The organism is Serratia sp. CY83965, assembly GCF_052166375.1.
GTDB classification, from domain to species: domain Bacteria; phylum Pseudomonadota; class Gammaproteobacteria; order Enterobacterales; family Enterobacteriaceae; genus Serratia; species Serratia marcescens.
This window is the reverse complement of sequence record NZ_JBJNOV010000016.1, coordinates 169289-188161: the sequence shown is the minus strand read 5'-3', so window position 1 is coordinate 188161 and position 18873 is coordinate 169289. Positions and strand designations below refer to the sequence as shown.

Sequence of the window (18873 nt, the reverse complement as noted above, 5' to 3'; positions counted from 1 at the left end):
ACAAGGAATGAACGCCATGAAAAACGTCACAATTTACCACAACCCACGCTGCTCCAAGAGCCGTGAAACCCTGGCGCTGCTGGAACAGCACGGCGTCGATCCGAAGGTGGTGCTGTACCTCGATATGCCCCCTACGGTCGATGAGCTGAAAAAGCTGTTGAAGGAACTGGGCTTCACATCGGCGCGCGATCTGATGCGCAAAAAAGAAGATCTGTATAAGGAATTGAAGCTGGCGGATGACAGCCTGAGCGAAGAGCAACTGTTGGCGGCGATGACGGCGAACCCGAAACTGATCGAACGCCCCATCGTGGTGAAAGGCAGCAAGGCGCGCATCGGCCGGCCGCCGGAGCAGGTGCTGGAGATTTTGTAAATTCGAATTCGGGCGCGGACTATTGCGCCCTTTCTTTTACGGTAGCGGCTACAGCCCCAGAATTTCTTTAACGAACGGAATGGTGAGCTTGCGTTGGGCAGTGATCGAGGCGCGATCGAGCTGATCGAGAGTCATAAACAGCGTGCGCATCTCGCGATCCAGCCGTTTCAGCAGGAAGCGGCCCACGTCTTCCGGCAGCTCGAAGCCGCGCAGTTTGCCGCGCAGCTGCAGCGCCAGCAGCTTCTCTTCGTCCGACAGCGGCTGCAGCTTGTAGATCTGCCCCCAGTCCAGACGCGAAGCCAGATCCGGCAAACGCAGGTTCAGCTGACGCGGCGGGCGATCCCCGGTGATGAACAAACGGGTGCGGCCGGTTTCCAGGATGCGGTTGTAAAGGTTGAAGATCGCCATCTCCCACTCTTCGTCGCCGGCGATGCATTCGATATTGTCGATGCAGACCAGCGCCAGCTGTTCCATGCCGTCCAACACTTCAGGCACGAAGTAAGCGCGCTTGTCGAGCGGCACATAGCCCACCGCTTCCCCCTTCTGCGAAAGCTCGGCGCAGGCCGCATGCAGCAAATGGCTGCGCCCGCCGCCTTCACGCGACCAAAAATAGATATAGCTGCCATGTTCCTGACGGACGGCGGATTGGATCGCGGCTAATAGGGATGGGTTCTCGCCCGGATAAAAACTGGCGAAAGTTTCATCATCGGGAAGATAAAGTGGCAGTGAAAGCTGTGCCGGCGTATTCAGAGAAGCACCTCAACCAAAACTGGCAGAAAAACGTGGGCAGTTTAACACAGAAAACGGGCGCTGTTGAACCGGCTGGATCTTATGCCGCAATAGTGAACAATGCCTAAGCGCCGCTTGATTGGCTGCGGCCCCCGCCAAGGCAAGAATTATCCGAGTTAATTCCCTAACCCCATGCCTGCGCAGGTTAAATTTGTCATTTAAGCCAAATCTGGCCTAGTATAGGTAGGCTAAACGCAATCACCATCAACAAGGTTTCTGCAAGGATATAGACGATGAAAGTATGGAATAAAGTGCTGTTGGCCTCCTTTATCGGGTTGTTGGTTGCCGGCTGTGATGACTCGTCCAAGGTTGACGCCAACCTGGATAAAGCCAAAGACAGCGCCGAGCAGATGAAAGACGCCGCCCAGAAAAAAGCGGACGATCTGACAGACAAGGCGAAAGCGACGGCGGATGAAATCAAAAAAGAGGCCGCCACTCAGGCGGATCAGCTGAAAGACAAAGCTTCGGCGATTAAAGAAGACGCCGCCAAGCAGGCGGACGCCATCACCAACGACGCCAAGGCCAAAGCCGCCGCGATCAAAGACGACGCAGGCAAACAGAGCCAGCAGTTGGTGGATCAGGCCAAGGCCATCAAAAACGACGCCATCAACGGCGCCAACGATTTGACCGAGCAGGCCAAGGCGAAGACCGAAGCCATCAAGAACAGCGCCGAAAACAAAGCGCAAGAGTTGAAACAAGAAACCGATGCGGCGGTGAACGGCAATACTCAGCCGGCCACCCAGCAGTAAGCTATTCTCAGCCACAAAAGAAAGGAGCAGTAAATGGGGATTATTTCCTGGATTATCTTCGGCCTGATCGCCGGTATTTTGGCTAAGTGGATCATGCCCGGCAAAGACGGCGGCGGCTTTATTCTGACCGTCGTGCTGGGGATCATCGGCGCCGTGGTCGGCGGCTATATCAGCACCTTCTTCGGCTACGGCAAGGTTGACGGCTTCAACTTCGGCAGCTTCGTGGTGGCGGTTATCGGCGCCATCGTGGTGCTGTTCGTGTACCGCAAAATTCGCAGCTAAGGCGAATGCCATAAGTCAAAAGGGCAGCCCTTGGGCTGCCCTTTTCGTTACTTCTGCTCCGCCGGTTCGTCCGGCGCGTCGAGCACCTCTTCTTCCTTGCGGAACAGGCTGATGACCTTGAACAGCAGGCTCAAGCCAATGCCGACGATGGTCGCCAGCGCCATGCCTTTCAGCTCCGCCGCGCCGATATGCACCTTGGCGCCGCTCACGCCGATAATCAGGATCACCGAGGTTAAAATCAGGTTTTGCGCTTTGTTGTAATCCACTTTGGATTCGATCAGCACGCGAATGCCCGAGGCGCCGATCACGCCGTACAGCAGCAGGGAAACGCCGCCCATCACCGGCACCGGCACCGCCTGGATCGCCGCCGCCAGCTTGCCGATGCAGGACAGCAGGATCGCCAGCACCGCCGCGCCGCCGATCACCCAGGTGCTGTAGACCTTGGTGATGGCCATCACGCCGATGTTCTCGCCGTAGGTAGTGTTCGGCGTGGAGCCGAAGAAGCCCGAGAATACCGTCGAGATGCCGTTGGCGAACATCGAGCGGTGCAGGCCCGGATCGCGGATCAGGTCTTTCTTCACGATGTTGGCGGTCACCACCAGGTGGCCGACGTGCTCGGCGATCACCACCAGCGCCGCCGGCAGAATGGTGAAGATGGCGAACCACTCAAAGCGCGGGGTGTAAAAGGTCGGCAGCGCGAACCAGTGCGCCTCGCGGATCGGAGTCAAATCCACCACGCCCATGAAGAACGACAGCGCATAGCCCACCAGCACGCCGATCAGGATCGGGATAATCGCCAGGAAGCCGCGGAACAGCACCGAGCCGAGCACCGTGACCGCCAGCGTCACCAGCGAAATGGTGATGGTGGTCGAGTCGGCGCTGGCGCCTTCCGCCGGCAGCAGGCCCGCCATGTTGGCCGCCACGCCCGCCAGCTCCAGGCCGATGACGGCGACGATCGCCCCCATCGCCGCCGGCGGGAACATCACGTCCAGCCAACCGGTGCCGGCCTTTTTCACGATCAGCGCCACCAGGCAGAACAGCACGCCGCACATGATGAAACCGCCCAACGCCACTTCGTAACCGAGCGGCAACAGCAGCAACACCGGCGAGATAAACGCGAAACTGGAACCGAGGTAGGCCGGGATCTTGCCTTTACAGATGAACAGATACAGCAGCGTGCCGATGCCGTTGAACAACAGCACGGTCGCCGGGTTGATCTTGAACAGGATAGGCACCAGCACGGTGGCGCCGAACATGGCGAACAGGTGCTGGAAGCTGAGCGGAATGGTCTGGAGCAGCGGCGGGCGCTCGCTGACGCCGATGGCGCGACGGGTCATGGGTGCTTTTCCTCTGAGTCATTAATCGTTATGCAAGCTGAATTGTCTATGCTCAATGGATTTCAAGTTACAGCCAGGCGGCCAGGGCAATAATCCCCAGAAGCTTATATCAAATAAGTGACTGGGGTTATTGCCTGCAGCCAACAACGCTGTAGCTTGAAAGACGAAGAGCATAAAAAAGCCGACTCGTTAAGTCGGCTCAAATGTTTACTTGGTACCAAATATCTTGTCGCCCGCATCGCCCAGGCCCGGCACGATGTAGCCCTTGTCGTTCAGACACTGATCGATGGAGGCAGTGTACAGCTCAACGTCCGGATGCGCTTTCTCCAGCGCGGCGATGCCTTCCGGCGCCGCGACCAGGACCAGCACCTTGATGCTGTGGCAGCCGGCTTTCTTCAGCAGATCGATAGTGGCGATCATCGAACCGCCGGTGGCCAGCATCGGGTCGACGACCAGCGCCATGCGCTCTTCGATGTTGGAAACCAGTTTCTGGAAGTACGGCACCGGCTCCAGGGTTTCTTCGTCGCGGTATACGCCCACCACGCTGATGCGCGCGCTCGGCACGTGCTCCAGCACCCCTTCCATCATGCCCAGACCTGCGCGCAGGATTGGCACTACGGTAATCTTTTTCCCTTTGATCTGATCCACTTCAACTGGCCCGCACCAGCCTTCGATGGTGACTTTTTCCGTCTCCAGATCGGCGGTCGCTTCATAGGTCAGTAAACTACCCACTTCTGAGGCCAGCTCACGGAAGCGTTTGGTGCTGATGTCATTTTCGCGCATCAGGCCAAGCTTGTGTTTTACCAGCGGGTGTTTCACCTCAACGATCTTCATCATTTTTCTCCTATTAAGGTGGTTGCGGCCAAAAAAATCGCGGGATTATACCTCCTTTTTTTCGCCGCGCCACCCACAATAGCCCGATCGGGATCAACAAAAGTTTGAATATCAGTATAGATGACGAAAAAGCGGAGCCGGTTCACAAGCCGCTCGCAAACGTTTGCCTGCGCTGTTAGAATTGCCGCGCCTTATTCCGGAATCAACATCGGAAGCACAGTTTTCAAACCGCAAACCGTCGTGGGGAATCGCGCAGTGACCGACAAAACCTCTCTCAGCTATAAAGACGCAGGTGTCGATATCGATGCAGGCAACGCATTGGTAGATCGCATCAAAGGTGTAGTTAAACAGACCCGTCGCCCGGAAGTGATGGGCGGTCTGGGCGGGTTTGGCGCCCTGTGTGCGTTGCCGCAGAAATACCGCGAGCCGGTGCTGGTTTCCGGTACCGACGGCGTGGGCACCAAGCTGCGTCTGGCGATGGATTTGAAACGCCACGACACCATCGGCATCGATCTGGTGGCGATGTGCGTCAACGATCTGGTGGTTCAGGGCGCCGAGCCGCTGTTCTTCCTCGACTACTACGCCACCGGCAAGCTGGATGTGGACACCGCGGCCAGCGTGATCACCGGCATCGCCGAAGGCTGCAAGCAGTCCGGCTGTGCGCTGGTCGGCGGCGAAACCGCTGAAATGCCGGGCATGTACCACGGCGAAGACTACGACGTGGCCGGTTTCTGCGTCGGCGTGGTCGAAAAATCCGAGATCATCGACGGCAGCAAAGTGCAGTCCGGCGATGCGCTGATCGCCCTGGGCGCTTCCGGCCCGCACTCCAACGGCTACTCGCTGGTGCGCAAGATCCTGGAAGTGAGCAACACCGATCCGACCGCCACTCAGCTGGAAGGCAAGCCGCTGGCCGACCACCTGCTGGCGCCGACCAAAATTTACGTGAAGTCCGTGCTGGAGCTGATCGAGAAGGTTGACGTACACGCCATCGCTCACCTCACCGGCGGTGGCTTCTGGGAAAACATTCCGCGCGTGCTGCCGGAAGGCATGCAGGCGGTGATCGACGAAGCCAGCTGGCAGTGGCCGGCGGTGTTCACCTGGCTGCAGCAGGCCGGCAACGTCAGCCGTCATGAAATGTACCGCACCTTCAACTGCGGCGTAGGCATGGTCATCGCCCTGCCGGAAGCCGAAGTGGAGGCGGCCATCGCGCTGCTGACCGCGGCAGGTGAAAAAGCGTGGAAAATCGGTAAACTGACCGCCTCTTCCGACGAACAACAAGTGGTCATCAACTGATGAAAAAGATCGTGGTGTTGGTCTCCGGCCAGGGGAGCAATCTCCAGGCGCTGATTGACGCCTGCCAGCAGGGCCGCATCGCCGCCGAAATCGTGGCGGTGTTCAGCAACAAGGCGCAGGCTTATGGCCTGCAACGCGCCGAAGCGGCGGGCATCGCCGCCCAAGCGCTGGATGCCAAGGCCTACGCCGATCGCACGGCGTTCGACGCCGCGTTGGCGGACGCCATCGACCAGTACCAGCCCGATCTGGTGGTGCTGGCCGGCTACATGCGCATCCTCAGCCCGCAGTTCGTGCAGCGCTATGCCGGCCGCATGCTGAACATCCACCCTTCCCTGCTGCCGAAATACCCGGGGCTGCATACCCACCGTCAGGCCATTGACAACGGCGACAGCGAACACGGCACCTCGGTGCACTTCGTGACCGAACAGCTCGACGGCGGCCCGGTGATCTTGCAGGCCAAGGTGCCGATTTTCGCTGACGACGAAGAGGATGACGTGGTTGAACGGGTACAAACCCAGGAACACACGATCTATCCGCTGGTGGTGAGCTGGTTCGTCGACGGCCGCCTGGCGATGCGCGACGGCGCCGCCTGGCTGGACGGCGAACGCCTGCCTGAGCAGGGTCACGCCGCCGACTGATGCGCGCAGCCTGAACCTTGCCTAAACGGCGCCCACGCGGCGCCGTTTTTTTTCGCCTTCATCCATTCTGTGAAGTTATACTTTGCACAATTTCACGGCACAGAGGAGCCCACATGTCCAGCACTGCCAGCGTCAGGTTACGCCCATTGGAACGGGACGATCTGTCGTTCGTCCACCAGATGGACAACAACGCCAGCGTCATGCGCTATTGGTTTGAAGAACCCTACGAAGCCTTTGTCGAGCTTTCCGATCTCTACGACAAACACATCCATGATCAGAGCGAGCGCCGTTTTATCATCGAGCACGAAGGCGCCAAGGTCGGCCTGGTAGAGCTGGTGGAGATCGATCACATCCACCGCCGCGCTGAGTTCCAGATCATCATCGATCCCGCCCACCAGGGCAAAGGCTATGCCAGCACCGCCGCCCGCCTGGCGATGGACTACGGTTTCTCGGTGCTGAACCTGTACAAGCTGTACCTGATCGTCGATAAGGAGAACCCGAAGGCGATCCACATCTACAGCAAGCTGGGCTTCAACGTGGAAGGCGAGCTGATCGACGAGTTCTTCGTCAACGGCGAATACCGCACCGTGCTGCGCATGTGCATCTTCCAGCCGCAATATCTGGCGAAGTTCAAAACGCCAAGCGATAAGCCGCTGGTGAAGTGACAATTCGCGAGAAAAAAGAGAAAACCCGCCCAGGCGGGTTTTTTATTGGAAAATAAGCGACTAGTATTAATAGATGCTATTTTATCGTCAGGAAATAACCTGATGAATGCGGAAATAAATAATATTTAACCGAAATAATTAATCGAAAAATAATTAATAGTAAGAATTACCCTCTGCCTCTACAAAGGAAAAATGCCATGACGACCGTCTCAAACCTGCTGCTTTTTATCGGCCTGGCGATGCTCGCCATCGCCGCCGGCCTGAATACCTATAGCGGCTACGCGCCTGCAGATCCCAATAGCACCCCGCTGTTTTCCCCGCTCTGGTGGACGCGCTGGTTCCCACTCTATGCCTCGGGCGCTGCGTTGCTGCTGGTGGGGTTGGTGCTGCGGGTTTCGGCTAAAGGCCGCGCGCATTAAGGATTACCATTTCAGCACCGCCGAGCCCGCCACAGCCATTATCGACATGAACAATTATATTGATCATCACCGACAACATAATTGTGGTTGATAATAAATTGCAGAGAATGGATTGAATTCCACATGATGAAAAATGAATAAAACAAGCTCGCCGGCAATCAGACTTATGCCATGCCTTAATTCATGCCGGCTTAATGCGCGGGTAAAATAAAACAGCAGACGCAGGCCGACTGCAACGGCCATTGCCGGCGACGGAGCGAAAACCTCCGTCGCTCATCCCTCACCCATATCGCCCGGTAATATAATCCTCGGTGCGGCGCTGGCGCGGCGAGGTGAAAATGGCGTCGGTGTCGTTGTACTCCACCAGCCGGCCCTGATGAATAAAGGCGGTGTAGTCGGAGACGCGCGCCGCCTGCTGCATGTTGTGCGTCACCAGCACCACGCTATAGCGCTGCTTGAGTGCGGAAATCAGCTCTTCGATGGTCAGCGTGGAGATCGGATCGAGCGCCGAGGTCGGCTCGTCGAGCAGCAATACTTCCGGCTCGATGGCGATGGCGCGCGCGATCACCAGGCGCTGCTGCTGGCCGCTGGACAAGCGGAACGCATTTTCGCGCAGCCGGTCCTTCACCTCATGCCACAGCGCGGCGGCGCGCAGCGAACGCTCCACCGCTTCATCCAGCAAGCGCCGGTCGCGCACGCCCTGCAGCCGCAGGCCGTACACCACGTTTTCATAGATCGATTTCGGGAACGGGTTCGGCCGCTGGAACACCATGCCCACCCGCCGCCGCAGCGCCGCCACGTCGATCTGCGCGCCGGAGATCGCCGCGCCGTTCAGCTGCAGATCGCCCTCGATGCGGCAGTTGTCCACCAGATCGTTCATGCGGTTGAAACAGCGCAGCAGCGTCGATTTGCCGCAGCCCGAGGGACCAATCAAAGCCGTCACCCGGTGCTTCGGGATACGTAACGAGATATCGTGCAACACCTGCTTGTCACCATAAAACAGGTTCAGGCCGTTGACCGCCAGTGCGGTCTGTTCATCGTCGAGATGCTGGACATCCAGCCGGGGCAAACTGCCTGGCGTCATCAAACCCATTACGCACTCCCCAAAAATAGCGTCATTGTTACTGCGACCATGCTCGGTACCGCTCCCTCAACGAATGGCGGATACCCATCGCCGCCAGATTCAAACTCACCACGATCGTCACCAGCAGGAAGGCGGTGGCGAACACCAGCGGCCGCGCCGCCTCTACGCTCGGGCTCTGGAATGCCATATCGTAGATCTGGAAGCTCAAATGCATGAACTTCCGCTCCAGGTGCAGATACGGGAAAATCTCGTCCACCGGCAGCACCGGCACCGATTTCACGACCCCCACCAACATCAGCGGCGCGGTCTCCCCGGCGGCGCGCGCCACCGCCAGGATCAGGCCGGTCATCATCGCCGGCGCCGCCATCGGCAGCACGATGCGCCACAGCGTCTCGGCCCGGCTGGCGCCCAACGCCATCGAGCCCTGCCGCAGCGAGGTGGGAATGCGCGACAGCCCTTCCTCGGTGGCGACGATCACCACCGGCAGCGTCAGCAGCGCCAGCGTCAGCGCCGCCCACAGCACGCCGGGCGTGCCGAAAGTCGGGTTGGGCAAGGATTCAGGATAGAACAGCTGATCGAGCGTGCCGCCGATCATATAAACGAAGAAGCCGAGGCCGAAGACGCCGTAGACGATCGAGGGCACGCCGGCCAGGTTGACCACCGCGATGCGGATCACCCGCGTCAGCAGATTGTTGCCGGCATACTCGTGCAGATATACCGCCGCGATCACGCCAAACGGCATCACCACGATCGACATCAGGATCACCATCAACACCGTGCCGAAAATGGCCGGGAACACCCCGCCTTCTGTATTCGCTTCGCGCGGGCTGTCGGTGAGGAACTTCTTCACCTGCTCGCCCCAGTGCGCCAGCTTCTCGGCGGTGTTCATGGCGTTCGGGTACCAGGCATCGCGCACCTGACTGAGCGGAATGGTCAACGTCTGCCCGTGCATGTCGCGCAGCAGCAGCGCGTCGCGCTGGCGATCGCGGTTCAGCCCCGCCAGACGTTCGGACAGCAGCTGATACTGCCGCTGCAGCTCCAGCCGTTCGGCCTTGATGGCGTCCTGCGCGCGGGCGTCCAGCTTATCGTCGCGCTGCAGGCGCTTTTCCCGCAGCCGCAGCGCGTCAAACTGCTGATTGATGCGCGCCATGTCGCGGAATTGAATGTCGTGCGCCTGGCGCGAGAGCGCGGCGATTTGCGGCAGCCGCTGCTGCAGCGCCTGCCCCAGATTGCGGCCGGTCAGCGGTTGCCCATCCTCCAGCAGCCCTGCCAGATAGCCGTAGGCGGTGCCGTGGCTATCACGCTCCAGCACCAGCAGGCTGCGCGGCGTGCTTTGGCTGCGGATGTCTCTGGCCAGCAGCGTGCGGAAATCCTGCCCCTCGCGCTCGCGGTTGCCGACCTTAATCAGATAGCGTTCGACGCTCTGCGCCTCGCCCGGCGGCGTGACGCCCGCCTCGGCCAGCTGGCGCCGGGAAATACTTTGTTGCTGGTACAACTCACCGATCACCGTCACCGGCCCGGCGCCGTTCTGATTCAGTTCGAACTGATAAACCGGGCTCGGCCAGAAATAGCGCATCCCCTGCCCGGCCAGCAGCAACAGAATGCCGATCAGCGCCAGCAGGCTGACGGCCACCGAACCGGCGGTCAGCCATATCCACGGCGACCCGCTCTTCACCCAGCTCTTCATGGCGCCTCCTGATTCGGCGTGTAACGCTTGCGCAACCGCAGGCGCACCGCCTCCGCCAGCGTGTTGAACACGAAGGTGAAGACAAACAGCACCAGCGCGGTCAGGAACAGCACGCGGTAATGGCTGCTGCCGGAGACCGCCTCCGGCATTTCAATGGCGATGTTGGCCGCCAGCGCGCGCAGCCCCTGGAACAGGCTGCCGTCGATAATCGGCGTGTTGCCGGTGGCCATCAGCACGATCATGGTTTCCCCCACCGCGCGGCCAAAGCCGATCATCAGCGCGGAGAAAATGCCGGCGCTGGCGGATGGCAGCACCACCTTGATCACCGTCTGCCACTGGGTGGCGCCCAGCGCCAAAGAGCCCTGGCTCAGGGTCGCCGGCACGCTGAACAGCGCGTCCTCCGCCAGCGAGAAGATGATCGGCACCAGCGCGAAGCCCATCGCCACGCCCACCACCAGCGCATTGCGCTGATCATAATTATCCCCCAGCCAGAAATGCAGCGGCTCACCGAACAACGCCACCTCCAGCCGCGGCCCCAGGCTGAGCGCCAGCCACACCGTCAACACCAGCAGCGGTAATAGCAACAGCAGATCGACGCCCGGCCGGCAGCGCGGCATAAAGCGATGGGTCAACGCGCCGCACAGCAACACCGCCGCCGCCAACAGCAGCGGCAACGCCAGCACCGCCAACAGATACTGCTCGATGATCGGCGCCAGCCAAATGCCGGCCACCAGCCCGATCACCACCGTCGGCAGCGCGCCCATCACTTCGATAGCCGGTTTGATCACCCGCCGCAGCCCCGGCGTCATAAAGTAAGCGGTATAGATGGCGCCGGCCAAGGCCAGCGGGATGGCGAACAGCATCGCGTAAGCCGCCGCCTTAAAGGTGCCGAAGATCACCGGCATCAGGCTGAATTTAGGTTGGTAACTGTCTTCGCCGGAGGTGGACTGCCAGACATAGGCCGGCTGCGGGTAGTTCTCATACCACACCTTGCCCCACAACGAACGCCAGGTGACGTCCGGATACGGGTTGTCGAGCGCATAGCGCTGCCAGCCCTGCGCGCTCTCCAACAGCAGGCCATCGCCGCGCGGCGCGAACGCCATCTGCCGCACCTCGGCGCCCAAACGGGTATTCAGCAGCGGCTGCGGTTGAATGGCGGAGAACAGCGAGAAGCCGCCATCGGGCCGCAGGGTGGCGAACACCCGGCGATAAGGTTCAGCCACCGTCAGCTCCTGCCCGTCGGCGCCGTGGTCGAAATGCTGCACCGGCGTCAGGCGCCAGCGCCGATCTTTTTCCACCTCGAACCACTCGCGCAGGTTGCCGTCGGCGCCCTTGATCAGCAGCGCGCTGCCGCCGGGCAGCGCCGTCATCTGATACGGTGCATGTTCGCCAAGGGTACGCGTTTCACGCAGCTGCACCTGTGCGCCGTCGATCTGATAACGCGCCAGCCGGTTGCCGGTCAGCAGATAAAGCTGGCGGCCATCCGGCGTCAGCACCAGCTGCTCCCCGTCGTGCTCCAGCGGCCGCTCACTAAACTGTGGCGGCCGGTCGGGGCTGAAGCGGCCGAACACCAGCCGCCGATCGTCGGTCACTCCGGCCAGCAGATACTGCCCGCGATGCGCATCCGCCAGCGACAGCAGTTTCAGCGGCTTGCGCTGTGGATCCAGCGCCAATGGCTGCTGCCCGAGCGGGAACTGCCACTGCGGCCGGCCGTTTTCCGCCGTGGCGAAATCCGCGCGCGCCACCACCAACCGGCCGTCAGCCTGCGCCAACGCAAACAGATCGCGCTCGCCGGCGGCCTGCGCGAGCAGCGTCGGTTTGGCCAACAGCGTCTGCTGCGCCAGCGGCGTCTGGGCCTGGCCGCTCGGCGCCGGCGTCAGGCGATAAAATTGCCCCGAGCCCTGCGCGTCGATGCGATAACCGACGCGCTGCTGCACGTCCATGCCCAGCGCCAGCGCCGGGGCCGATACCGTGAGCGGCAGCGGCTGCGCCTGGCCGAGCGAGGCCGGTTTGAACAACGGCAGCACCGCAAACAGCAGATAAACGAAGATCAGCATCAACGTCATCAGCACCATCAGCCCGCTGGCGGTCACTGCCGCCTGCACGCCGCGGTCGATGCGCCCGCGCATGCGATCTCGGGGATGTTGATTGGCCGTCGTCTGTATCATGTGTCTCGCTGTCGCTGATGTAATCGGGCTTGCGCCGTAAGATAACCGGGCATCTTATGTCAGTTTTATGACGTTTGCATGACAAAGTTACCCACCATAACCCAGGTTTTTTACACTGCAAAAAGACAATATGGCTTTGATATATTGCTGAAAAATGAACGTAAACACGCTTAATATCACCAAGAATAAGTCTGCTAATCGTCATTTCCTGCTGTTCATTTCGCCACCTGGCGCCCCACCTCTGAGAAAATTTATTGCCGCCGAAAAACGCCGCGCGCCAACGCAATGGATATGTTGGACTTTCCTGTCAATCTCTCGCAATAATGATGAAGGACACTAGAGCGGCATCCGGGCGCTGCGTCCCGGATCCTATTCTAAATTTGAACTGGAGTGGCAATGGGTCAGGAAAAGCTCTACATCGAAAAAGAACTAAGCTGGTTATCCTTTAATGAGCGCGTGTTGCAGGAAGCCGCAGATAAGAGCAATCCCCTGATTGAACGTATGCGTTTTCTGGGCATTTACTCCAACAACCTCGACGAGTTCTATAAAGTCCGCTTCGCCGATCTCAAACGGCGCATCCTGATCAGCGAAGAGCAAGGCTCCGCCGGTTCCTCACGCCATCTGCTGAAAAAGATCCAGGCCAAGGTGCTGAAAACCGATCAGGAGTTCGACGGTCTGTACAACGATCTGCTGCTGGAAATGGCGCGCAACCAGATCTTCCTGATCAACGAACGCCAGGTGTCCGAGAACCAGCAAATCTGGCTGCGGCAATATTTCAAACAGCACCTGCGCCAGCACATCACGCCGATCCTGATCAACCACGACACCAACCTGGTGCAGTTCCTGAAAGACGATTACACCTATCTGGCGGTGGAGATTATCCGCGGCGCGCGCACCGACTATGCGCTGCTGGAGATCCCGTCGGACAAGGTGCCGCGCTTCGTCAATCTGCCGCCGGAAGCGCCGCGCCGCCGCAAGCCGATGATCCTGCTCGACAACATCCTGCGCTACTGCCTGGACGATATCTTCAAGGGCTTCTTCGACTACGACGCGCTCAACGCCTATTCGATGAAGATGACCCGTGACGCCGAGTACGATCTGGTGACCGAAATGGAATCCAGCCTGCTGGAACTGATGTCCTCCAGCCTGAAACAGCGCCTCACCGCCGAGCCGGTGCGCTTCGTTTATCAGCGCGACATGCCGAACGAAATGGTGGAGCTGCTGCGCGGCAAGCTGGGCATCTCCAACTACGATTCGGTGATCGCCGGCGGCCGCTACCACAACTTTAAAGATTTCATCAGCTTCCCGAACGTCGGCAAAGCCAACCTGGTCAACAAGCCGCTGCCGCGCCTGCGCCACATCTGGTTCGACGGTTTCCGCAACGGCTTCGACGCCATTCGCGAAAAGGACGTGCTGCTCTACTACCCGTACCACACCTTTGAGCACGTGCTGGAGCTGCTGCGCCAGGCGTCGTTCGATCCGAGCGTGCTGGCGATCAAAATCAACATCTACCGGGTGGCGAAAGATTCGCGCATCATCGAATCGATGATCCACGCCGCGCACAACGGCAAGAAAGTCACGGTGGTGGTCGAACTGCAGGCGCGCTTCGACGAAGAGGCCAACATTCACTGGGCGAAGCGCCTGACCGAGGCCGGCGTACACGTGATCTTCTCCGCGCCGGGGCTGAAAATCCACGCCAAACTGTTCCTGATTTCGCGCCGTGAAGGCGATGAAATTGTGCGCTATGCTCATATCGGCACCGGCAACTTTAACGAGAAAACCGCGCGCATCTACACCGACTATTCGCTGTTGACCGCCGACTCGCGCATCACCAACGAGGTGCGCCGGGTGTTCAACTTTATCGAGAACCCCTACCGGCCGGTCACCTTCGACAACCTGATGGTGTCGCCGCAGAACTCGCGCCTGAAGTTGTATGAGCTGATTGACAACGAAATCGCCAACGCCCAGGCCGGGGAACAGGCCGGCATTATGTTGAAAATAAATAATCTGGTGGATAAAGGGCTGGTAGATCGGTTATATACCGCGTCCGGCGCCGGCGTGAAGATCCGTCTGCTGGTGCGGGGCATGTGTTCCCTGATTCCCAACCTGCCGGGGATCAGCGACAATATTCAGGTGATCAGCATCGTCGATCGCTTTTTGGAACACGATCGGGTTTACGTTTTCGACAACAAAGGTGACAAACGGGTGTATCTGTCCTCCGCCGACTGGATGACCCGCAACATAGATTACCGTATCGAAGTGGCGGTATCGCTGCTGGATCCGGCGCTGAAACAGCGCGTTCTGGACATTCTGGAGATCCTGTTCAGCGATACGGTCAAGGCCCGTTATGTGGATAAAGAACTGAGCAACCAGTACGTGCCGCGCGGCAACCGCCGCAAAGTGCGCGCCCAGGTGGCTATTTACGAGTATTTAAAAGCTCTGGAACAACCAGGACAGTAGGCCAGCAACTATGCCGCTAAAAAACACTGCAACGAACAAACCGCAGGAAATCGCCGCCATCGACCTTGGGTCGAACAGTTTCCACATGGTGATCGCCCGCGTCGTCAACGGCGCCTTACAGGTATTGGGCCGTTTAAAACAGCGGGTGCATCTCGCCGACGGATTGGACAGCAACAACGTACTCAGTGAAGAGGCGATAGAACGCGGCCTGGCCTGCCTGGCGCTGTTTGCCGAACGGCTGCAGGGCTTCCCGGCGGATAACGTCACCATCGTCGGGACCCACACCCTGCGTCAGGCGGTGAACGCTGAAGTGTTCCTCAAGCGCGCCGCCAAAGTGATCCCCTACCCGATCGAAATCATCGCCGGCCAGGAAGAGGCGCGTCTGATCTTCATGGGCGTGGAACACACCCAACCGGAGAAGGGCCGCAAGCTGGTGATCGACATCGGCGGCGGCTCGACCGAGCTGGTGATCGGCGAAGACTTCGAGCCGCTGCTGGCGGAAAGCCGCCGCATGGGCTGCGTCAGCTTCGCCCAGCTGTTCTTCCCGGGCGGCGAGATCAGCAAAAACAACTTCCGCCGCGCGCGGCTGGCGGCGGCGCAGAAGCTGGAAACGCTGGCCTGGCAGTACCGCATTCAGGGCTGGCAGTACGCGCTGGGCGCCTCGGGCACCATCAAGGCCGCCCACGAAGTGCTGGTGGCGATGGGCGAAAAAGACGGTCTCATCACCCTGGATCGTCTGGAAATGCTCGCCGAACAGGTGCTGCAGTTCAAAAGCTTCGGCTCGTTGAGCCTGCCGGGGCTGTCGGAGGATCGCCAATCGGTGTTCGTGCCGGGGCTGGCTATCCTGTGCGGCGTGTTCGACGCGCTGGCGATCCGCGATCTGCGCCTGTCCGACGGCGCGCTGCGCGAAGGCGTGCTGTATGAAATGGAAGGCCGCTTCCGCCACCAGGACATCCGCAGCCGCACCGCCAAAAGTCTGGCCGATCACTACAACATCGACCGCGAACAGGCCAAGCGGGTGCTGGAAACCACCGAGCTGCTCTACTCGCAGTGGATGGCGCAAAACACCAAGCTGGTGCATCCGCAGCTGGAGGCCCTGCTGAAATGGGCCGCCATGCTGCACGAGGTGGGGCTGAGCATCAACCACAGCGGCATGCACCGCCATTCGGCCTACATTCTGCAAAACTCCAACCTGCCCGGCTTCAACCAGGAACAGCAGCTGCTGCTGGCGGCGCTGGTGCGTTTCCACCGCAAAGCGATCAAGCTGGAAGAGCTGCCGCGCCTCAATCTGTTCAAGAAGAAACACTACCTGCCGCTGATCCAGCTGCTGCGTCTGAGCACCCTGCTCAACAACCAGCGGCAGTCGACCACCACGCCGGAAACGCTGCGCCTGACCACCGACGACAACCACTGGACGTTGCGCTTCCCGGCCGGCTACCTGGCGCAGAACAACCTGGTGCAGCTGGACTTCGAGCGCGAGCAGGCCTACTGGAACGACGTCGTCGGCTGGAAGCTGCTGATCGACGAAGAAGGCTCGCAAGACGAACAGCGCTCCGCCTGATCCTCCGCCCCCTGCCAGCCAGGGGGTTTTTCTTTCCGCCCCCGCTCCGCCAACCTAAACGAAACCCTAATACGGCGCGCCGCTCGCCGGAAAAAAATGGACAACTTTTGTCATCAGCGCCTAAAATCCGGTTACAAATTCTCGAGCGAATAACACAGGACACCGGCATACCGGGTGATATATGCGCAAGAAAACCACCGGACAGATGACGAAGATAGTGTTGTTTATCAGCTTTATCATTTTAGTCGGCCGACTGCTGTACGCCGCCGTGGTGGCGGTGCCTCATCATCAGGAAAAAAAGCAGGCCGCTGCGCAAAACGCCGCCGAAGTCAGCGCGCCGCAACAGGACGCCTCCTCTGAATAACCGCCGCGCCCCGTCCGTTTCATAAAAATGACGCCGGCACTCGCTATGCTCTATCTTTTAATGAGCCTGCGTCAGGAACGCCGAGCGCCCGTTAAGGAACACCATGTCAGCCGCAACCCATAACGTCAAAAAAGTCGCTGAACACCGCCAGCGCATTCTCACTCTGCTGTTGAACAATAAGGAATTGGTCGACGGCATTCTCGGCCGGCCAGGGGATGAACACGCCCTCAGCCAAAGCGAACTGCTGAACCAAACGGCGGAAATTACCGGCCTGCTTGACGACATGCACGCCGCCGACCTGGCGGACCTGCTGGAAGCGCTGCCGCAGGACGAACGCATGGCGCTGTGGCGGCTGGTGGGCAACAGCAAGCGCGGCCAGACGCTGGTGGAAGTCGCCGAACCGGTCTGGGACAGCCTGATCGAAGAAATGAGCGATAAAGACCTGCTCAAAGCGATCAAAACGCTGGACGTGGACGAACAGGCCTATCTGGCGCAATACCTGCCGCGTAACCTGATGGGCCGGTTGCTGACCTCGCTGGAGCCGGAACAGCGCGCCCAGGTGCGCGAGATGAGCCAGTACGCCAAAGACAGCGTCGGCTGGATGATGGATTTCGAACTGGTGACGGTGCGGCCGGACGTCACGCTCGGCGCGGTGCACCGCTTTTTGCGCATGCGCAAAACCATTCCCGACGCCACCGATAAACTGTTCGTCACCGACCGCAAAAACACCCTGCTGGGCGAACTGCCGCTGACCGCTGTGCTGCTGAACGCCCCGGAGATCCCGGTGCGCGAGGTGATGGACAGCGATCCCGCCACCTTCCAGCCCGAAGACAAGGCCGATGAAGCGGCCGGCGCGTTCGAACGTTACGACCTGATCAGCGCCCCGGTGGTTGACGCCAAGGGCAAACTGATGGGCCGCCTGACCATCGAAGAGATCGTCGACGCCGTCAACGAAGAGAGCGACACCAACCTGCGCCGCATGGGCGGTTTGAGCCCGGAAGAAGACGTGTTTGCCCCGGTCAGCAAGGCGGTCAAGACCCGCTGGGCCTGGCTGGCGATCAACCTCTGCACCGCGTTCGTCGCCTCGCGCGTGATCGGTCTGTTCGAACACACCATTTCCCAGTTGGTGGCGCTGGCGGCGCTGATGCCGATCGTCGCCGGTATCGGCGGCAACACCGGCAACCAGACCATCACCATGATCGTGCGCGCGCTGGCGCTGCACCAGATCGAAGTCGGCAACATCTCGCGCCTGATGCTCAGGGAGCTGGGCGTCGCCATCATCAACGGCGTGGTGTGGGGCGGCATCATGGGCGTGGTCACCTGGCTGCTTTACGGCGACGCGGCGATGGGCGGCGTAATGACGCTGGCGATGCTGCTCAACCTGCTGCTGGCGGCGCTGATGGGCGTGGTGATCCCGATGACTATGCTCAAACTGGGCCGCGATCCGGCGGTCGGCTCCAGCGTGCTCATCACCGCGCTGACCGATACCGGCGGCTTTTTCATCTTCCTCGGCCTCGCCACTCTGTTCCTACTGTAATACGCCAAAAGCCGGCCCTGTGCCGGCCCTTTCCACCGGATGACATCGTTGAAAACGTGCCCTGATGATTCGCCAGAATAACAGAGCCCCCGCCGCCATTTGCCGCGTTCAAACCACGCCGTATTCCCTCATCCGTCACATTATGTTAACCAAGACAAGATTAGTGATATAAATAACACCTGAGGCTTAAACGATTAAGTAAGATGAAGCGCCCATGCGAGTATCAGCGTATCCGTTGATTTTCCTCGACATGTGATGGCTCAGGGATAAGGGACTATGGAAAAGAAATGGTTTTCCGCCAGGGAACTGATGGGTAAGGCGGGCTTGCCTTCAACTCCGCAAGGGGTCAATTTGATGGCCCGGCGTGAAGGCTGGGTCAGCCGCCGCCGCAGCGGCGTACAGGGCAAAGCGCTGGAATACCATATCGATAGCCTGCCGTTCGGCGCGCGCAGCCTGTCGGCCTTGCGCGAGGCCGATCATCCGGACTACGACGTCAAACGTCAGGATCCGATACGGGTCTGGATCGAGCATTACTACCACCTGACGCCGGCCGAGCGGGAAAAGCTGCTGGCGTTCCTGATGCGCGAGGGCATGAGCCGCCTGCTGCAGCTGATCGACGCCCCTCGCTAGCTCTGC

General features: G+C 59.9%; 18 protein-coding genes. 12 read left to right on the top strand and 6 right to left on the bottom strand.

The window, feature by feature from the left end; all coding sequences use genetic code 11:
• Window positions 1-16 precede the first annotated feature (16 nt).
• A complete protein-coding gene (arsC, locus tag ACJ8PL_RS22290) occupies window positions 17-370 on the top strand; it encodes an arsenate reductase (glutaredoxin) (RefSeq protein WP_284065670.1) in 354 nt (117 codons plus the stop codon).
• A gap of 48 nt (window positions 371-418) precedes the next feature.
• Here the strand turns inward: arsC and hda are convergent, their stop codons facing one another.
• Entirely contained in the window at window positions 419-1120 is a 702-nt protein-coding gene (gene hda, locus ACJ8PL_RS22285; protein ID WP_025159568.1) for a DnaA inactivator Hda, read from the bottom strand.
• A 272-nt stretch (window positions 1121-1392) separates the two neighbouring features.
• On the opposite strand from hda, the gene ACJ8PL_RS22280 reads away from it, so the two are divergent.
• Both ACJ8PL_RS22280 and ACJ8PL_RS22275 read left to right on the top strand, forming a co-directional pair.
• Window positions 1393-1908, top strand: coding sequence for a hypothetical protein (locus ACJ8PL_RS22280; protein ID WP_016926729.1), 516 nt, complete (start codon window positions 1393-1395; stop codon window positions 1906-1908).
• A gap of 33 nt (window positions 1909-1941) precedes the next feature.
• Window positions 1942-2190, top strand: a complete 249-nt coding sequence (locus tag ACJ8PL_RS22275) for a GlsB/YeaQ/YmgE family stress response membrane protein (RefSeq protein WP_016926728.1) — start codon at window positions 1942-1944, stop codon at window positions 2188-2190.
• Between the two features lie 47 nt (window positions 2191-2237).
• Here the strand turns inward: ACJ8PL_RS22275 and uraA are convergent, their stop codons facing one another.
• Together uraA and upp are read right to left on the bottom strand one after the other, a co-directional pair.
• Window positions 2238-3527 carry a uracil permease gene (gene uraA, locus ACJ8PL_RS22270; RefSeq protein WP_004941645.1) on the bottom strand — a complete coding sequence of 430 codons (1290 nt, stop codon included), beginning with the start codon at window positions 3525-3527 and terminating at the stop codon, window positions 2238-2240.
• A 207-nt stretch (window positions 3528-3734) separates the two neighbouring features.
• Window positions 3735-4361, bottom strand: coding sequence for a uracil phosphoribosyltransferase (gene upp / locus ACJ8PL_RS22265; RefSeq protein WP_004941642.1), 627 nt, complete (start codon window positions 4359-4361; stop codon window positions 3735-3737).
• Between the two features lie 255 nt (window positions 4362-4616).
• Here upp and purM point away from each other — a divergent pair, with 255 nt between their 5' ends.
• The 4 genes from purM (at window position 4617) to ACJ8PL_RS22245 (ending at window position 7376) form a co-directional block, all read left to right on the top strand.
• Window positions 4617-5654, top strand: a complete 1038-nt coding sequence (gene purM, locus ACJ8PL_RS22260) for a phosphoribosylformylglycinamidine cyclo-ligase (RefSeq protein ID WP_016926726.1) — start codon at window positions 4617-4619, stop codon at window positions 5652-5654.
• Entirely contained in the window at window positions 5654-6292 is a 639-nt protein-coding gene (purN, locus tag ACJ8PL_RS22255; protein WP_004941635.1) for a phosphoribosylglycinamide formyltransferase, read from the top strand. Before purM ends, purN begins: the two co-directional genes overlap by 1 nt.
• A gap of 113 nt (window positions 6293-6405) precedes the next feature.
• A complete protein-coding gene (gene speG, locus ACJ8PL_RS22250) occupies window positions 6406-6957 on the top strand; it encodes a spermidine N1-acetyltransferase (RefSeq protein WP_028127778.1) in 552 nt (183 codons plus the stop codon).
• Window positions 6958-7154: 197 nt separating this feature from the next.
• The gene (locus tag ACJ8PL_RS22245; RefSeq protein ID WP_016926724.1) at window positions 7155-7376 is read left to right on the top strand and encodes a hypothetical protein; all 222 of its coding nucleotides are present in this window, start codon (window positions 7155-7157) and stop codon (window positions 7374-7376) included.
• Window positions 7377-7656: 280 nt separating this feature from the next.
• On the opposite strand, the gene pstB is transcribed toward ACJ8PL_RS22245, so the two are convergent.
• From pstB to ACJ8PL_RS22230, 3 genes are read right to left on the bottom strand one after another with little or no spacing between them, the layout of a single operon-like run.
• Entirely contained in the window at window positions 7657-8469 is an 813-nt protein-coding gene (pstB, locus tag ACJ8PL_RS22240; RefSeq protein WP_019452422.1) for a phosphate ABC transporter ATP-binding protein PstB, read from the bottom strand.
• A 28-nt stretch (window positions 8470-8497) separates the two neighbouring features.
• Window positions 8498-10147, bottom strand: coding sequence for a phosphate ABC transporter permease PstA (gene pstA, locus ACJ8PL_RS22235; protein WP_016926722.1), 1650 nt, complete (start codon window positions 10145-10147; stop codon window positions 8498-8500).
• Complete coding sequence (locus tag ACJ8PL_RS22230; protein WP_079452373.1) at window positions 10144-12315, bottom strand: ABC transporter permease subunit; 2172 nt, start codon at window positions 12313-12315, stop codon at window positions 10144-10146. The genes pstA and ACJ8PL_RS22230 overlap by 4 nt, the downstream gene beginning before the upstream one ends.
• A 396-nt stretch (window positions 12316-12711) precedes the next feature.
• On the opposite strand from ACJ8PL_RS22230, the gene ppk1 reads away from it, so the two are divergent.
• The 5 genes from ppk1 to ACJ8PL_RS22205 all read left to right on the top strand — a co-directional run bounded on the left by ppk1 (window position 12712) and on the right by ACJ8PL_RS22205 (window position 18867).
• A complete protein-coding gene (ppk1, locus tag ACJ8PL_RS22225; RefSeq protein ID WP_016926720.1) occupies window positions 12712-14775 on the top strand; it encodes a polyphosphate kinase 1 in 2064 nt (687 codons plus the stop codon).
• Window positions 14776-14785: 10 nt separating this feature from the next.
• Window positions 14786-16336, top strand: coding sequence for an exopolyphosphatase (gene ppx, locus ACJ8PL_RS22220; protein WP_016926719.1), 1551 nt, complete (start codon window positions 14786-14788; stop codon window positions 16334-16336).
• A gap of 181 nt (window positions 16337-16517) precedes the next feature.
• On the top strand, window positions 16518-16700 hold the full coding sequence (locus tag ACJ8PL_RS22215) for a YfgG family protein (protein WP_004941600.1): 183 nt from the start codon (window positions 16518-16520) through the stop codon (window positions 16698-16700).
• A gap of 103 nt (window positions 16701-16803) precedes the next feature.
• Window positions 16804-18237: a magnesium transporter gene (gene mgtE / locus ACJ8PL_RS22210; RefSeq protein ID WP_442531398.1), complete on the top strand. Its 1434-nt coding sequence runs from the start codon at window positions 16804-16806 to the stop codon at window positions 18235-18237.
• Between the two features lie 276 nt (window positions 18238-18513).
• On the top strand, window positions 18514-18867 hold the full coding sequence (locus ACJ8PL_RS22205) for a DNA-binding protein (RefSeq protein WP_028127779.1): 354 nt from the start codon (window positions 18514-18516) through the stop codon (window positions 18865-18867).
• Window positions 18868-18873 lie beyond the last annotated feature (6 nt).

What these genes read in the sequence shown, in the direction of transcription:
- ACJ8PL_RS22205 (WP_028127779.1), top strand. Translation starts at nt 18,514, where the DNA reads ATGGAAAAGAAATGGTTTTCCGCCAGGGAACTGATGGGTAAGGCGGGC.
- ACJ8PL_RS22245 (WP_016926724.1), top strand. Translation starts at nt 7,155, where the DNA reads ATGACGACCGTCTCAAACCTGCTGCTTTTTATCGGCCTGGCGATGCTC.
- ppk1 (WP_016926720.1), top strand. Translation starts at nt 12,712, where the DNA reads ATGGGTCAGGAAAAGCTCTACATCGAAAAAGAACTAAGCTGGTTATCC.
- ppx (WP_016926719.1), top strand. Translation starts at nt 14,786, where the DNA reads ATGCCGCTAAAAAACACTGCAACGAACAAACCGCAGGAAATCGCCGCC.
- purN (WP_004941635.1), top strand. Translation starts at nt 5,654, where the DNA reads ATGAAAAAGATCGTGGTGTTGGTCTCCGGCCAGGGGAGCAATCTCCAG.
- ACJ8PL_RS22280 (WP_016926729.1), top strand. Translation starts at nt 1,393, where the DNA reads ATGAAAGTATGGAATAAAGTGCTGTTGGCCTCCTTTATCGGGTTGTTG.
- ACJ8PL_RS22215 (WP_004941600.1), top strand. Translation starts at nt 16,518, where the DNA reads ATGCGCAAGAAAACCACCGGACAGATGACGAAGATAGTGTTGTTTATC.
- upp (WP_004941642.1), bottom strand. Translation starts at nt 4,361, where the DNA reads ATGAAGATCGTTGAGGTGAAACACCCGCTGGTAAAACACAAGCTTGGC.
- arsC (WP_284065670.1), top strand. Translation starts at nt 17, where the DNA reads ATGAAAAACGTCACAATTTACCACAACCCACGCTGCTCCAAGAGCCGT.
- pstB (WP_019452422.1), bottom strand. Translation starts at nt 8,469, where the DNA reads ATGGGTTTGATGACGCCAGGCAGTTTGCCCCGGCTGGATGTCCAGCAT.
- speG (WP_028127778.1), top strand. Translation starts at nt 6,406, where the DNA reads ATGTCCAGCACTGCCAGCGTCAGGTTACGCCCATTGGAACGGGACGAT.
- uraA (WP_004941645.1), bottom strand. Translation starts at nt 3,527, where the DNA reads ATGACCCGTCGCGCCATCGGCGTCAGCGAGCGCCCGCCGCTGCTCCAG.
- mgtE (WP_442531398.1), top strand. Translation starts at nt 16,804, where the DNA reads ATGTCAGCCGCAACCCATAACGTCAAAAAAGTCGCTGAACACCGCCAG.
- pstA (WP_016926722.1), bottom strand. Translation starts at nt 10,147, where the DNA reads ATGAAGAGCTGGGTGAAGAGCGGGTCGCCGTGGATATGGCTGACCGCC.
- ACJ8PL_RS22230 (WP_079452373.1), bottom strand. Translation starts at nt 12,315, where the DNA reads ATGATACAGACGACGGCCAATCAACATCCCCGAGATCGCATGCGCGGG.
- ACJ8PL_RS22275 (WP_016926728.1), top strand. Translation starts at nt 1,942, where the DNA reads ATGGGGATTATTTCCTGGATTATCTTCGGCCTGATCGCCGGTATTTTG.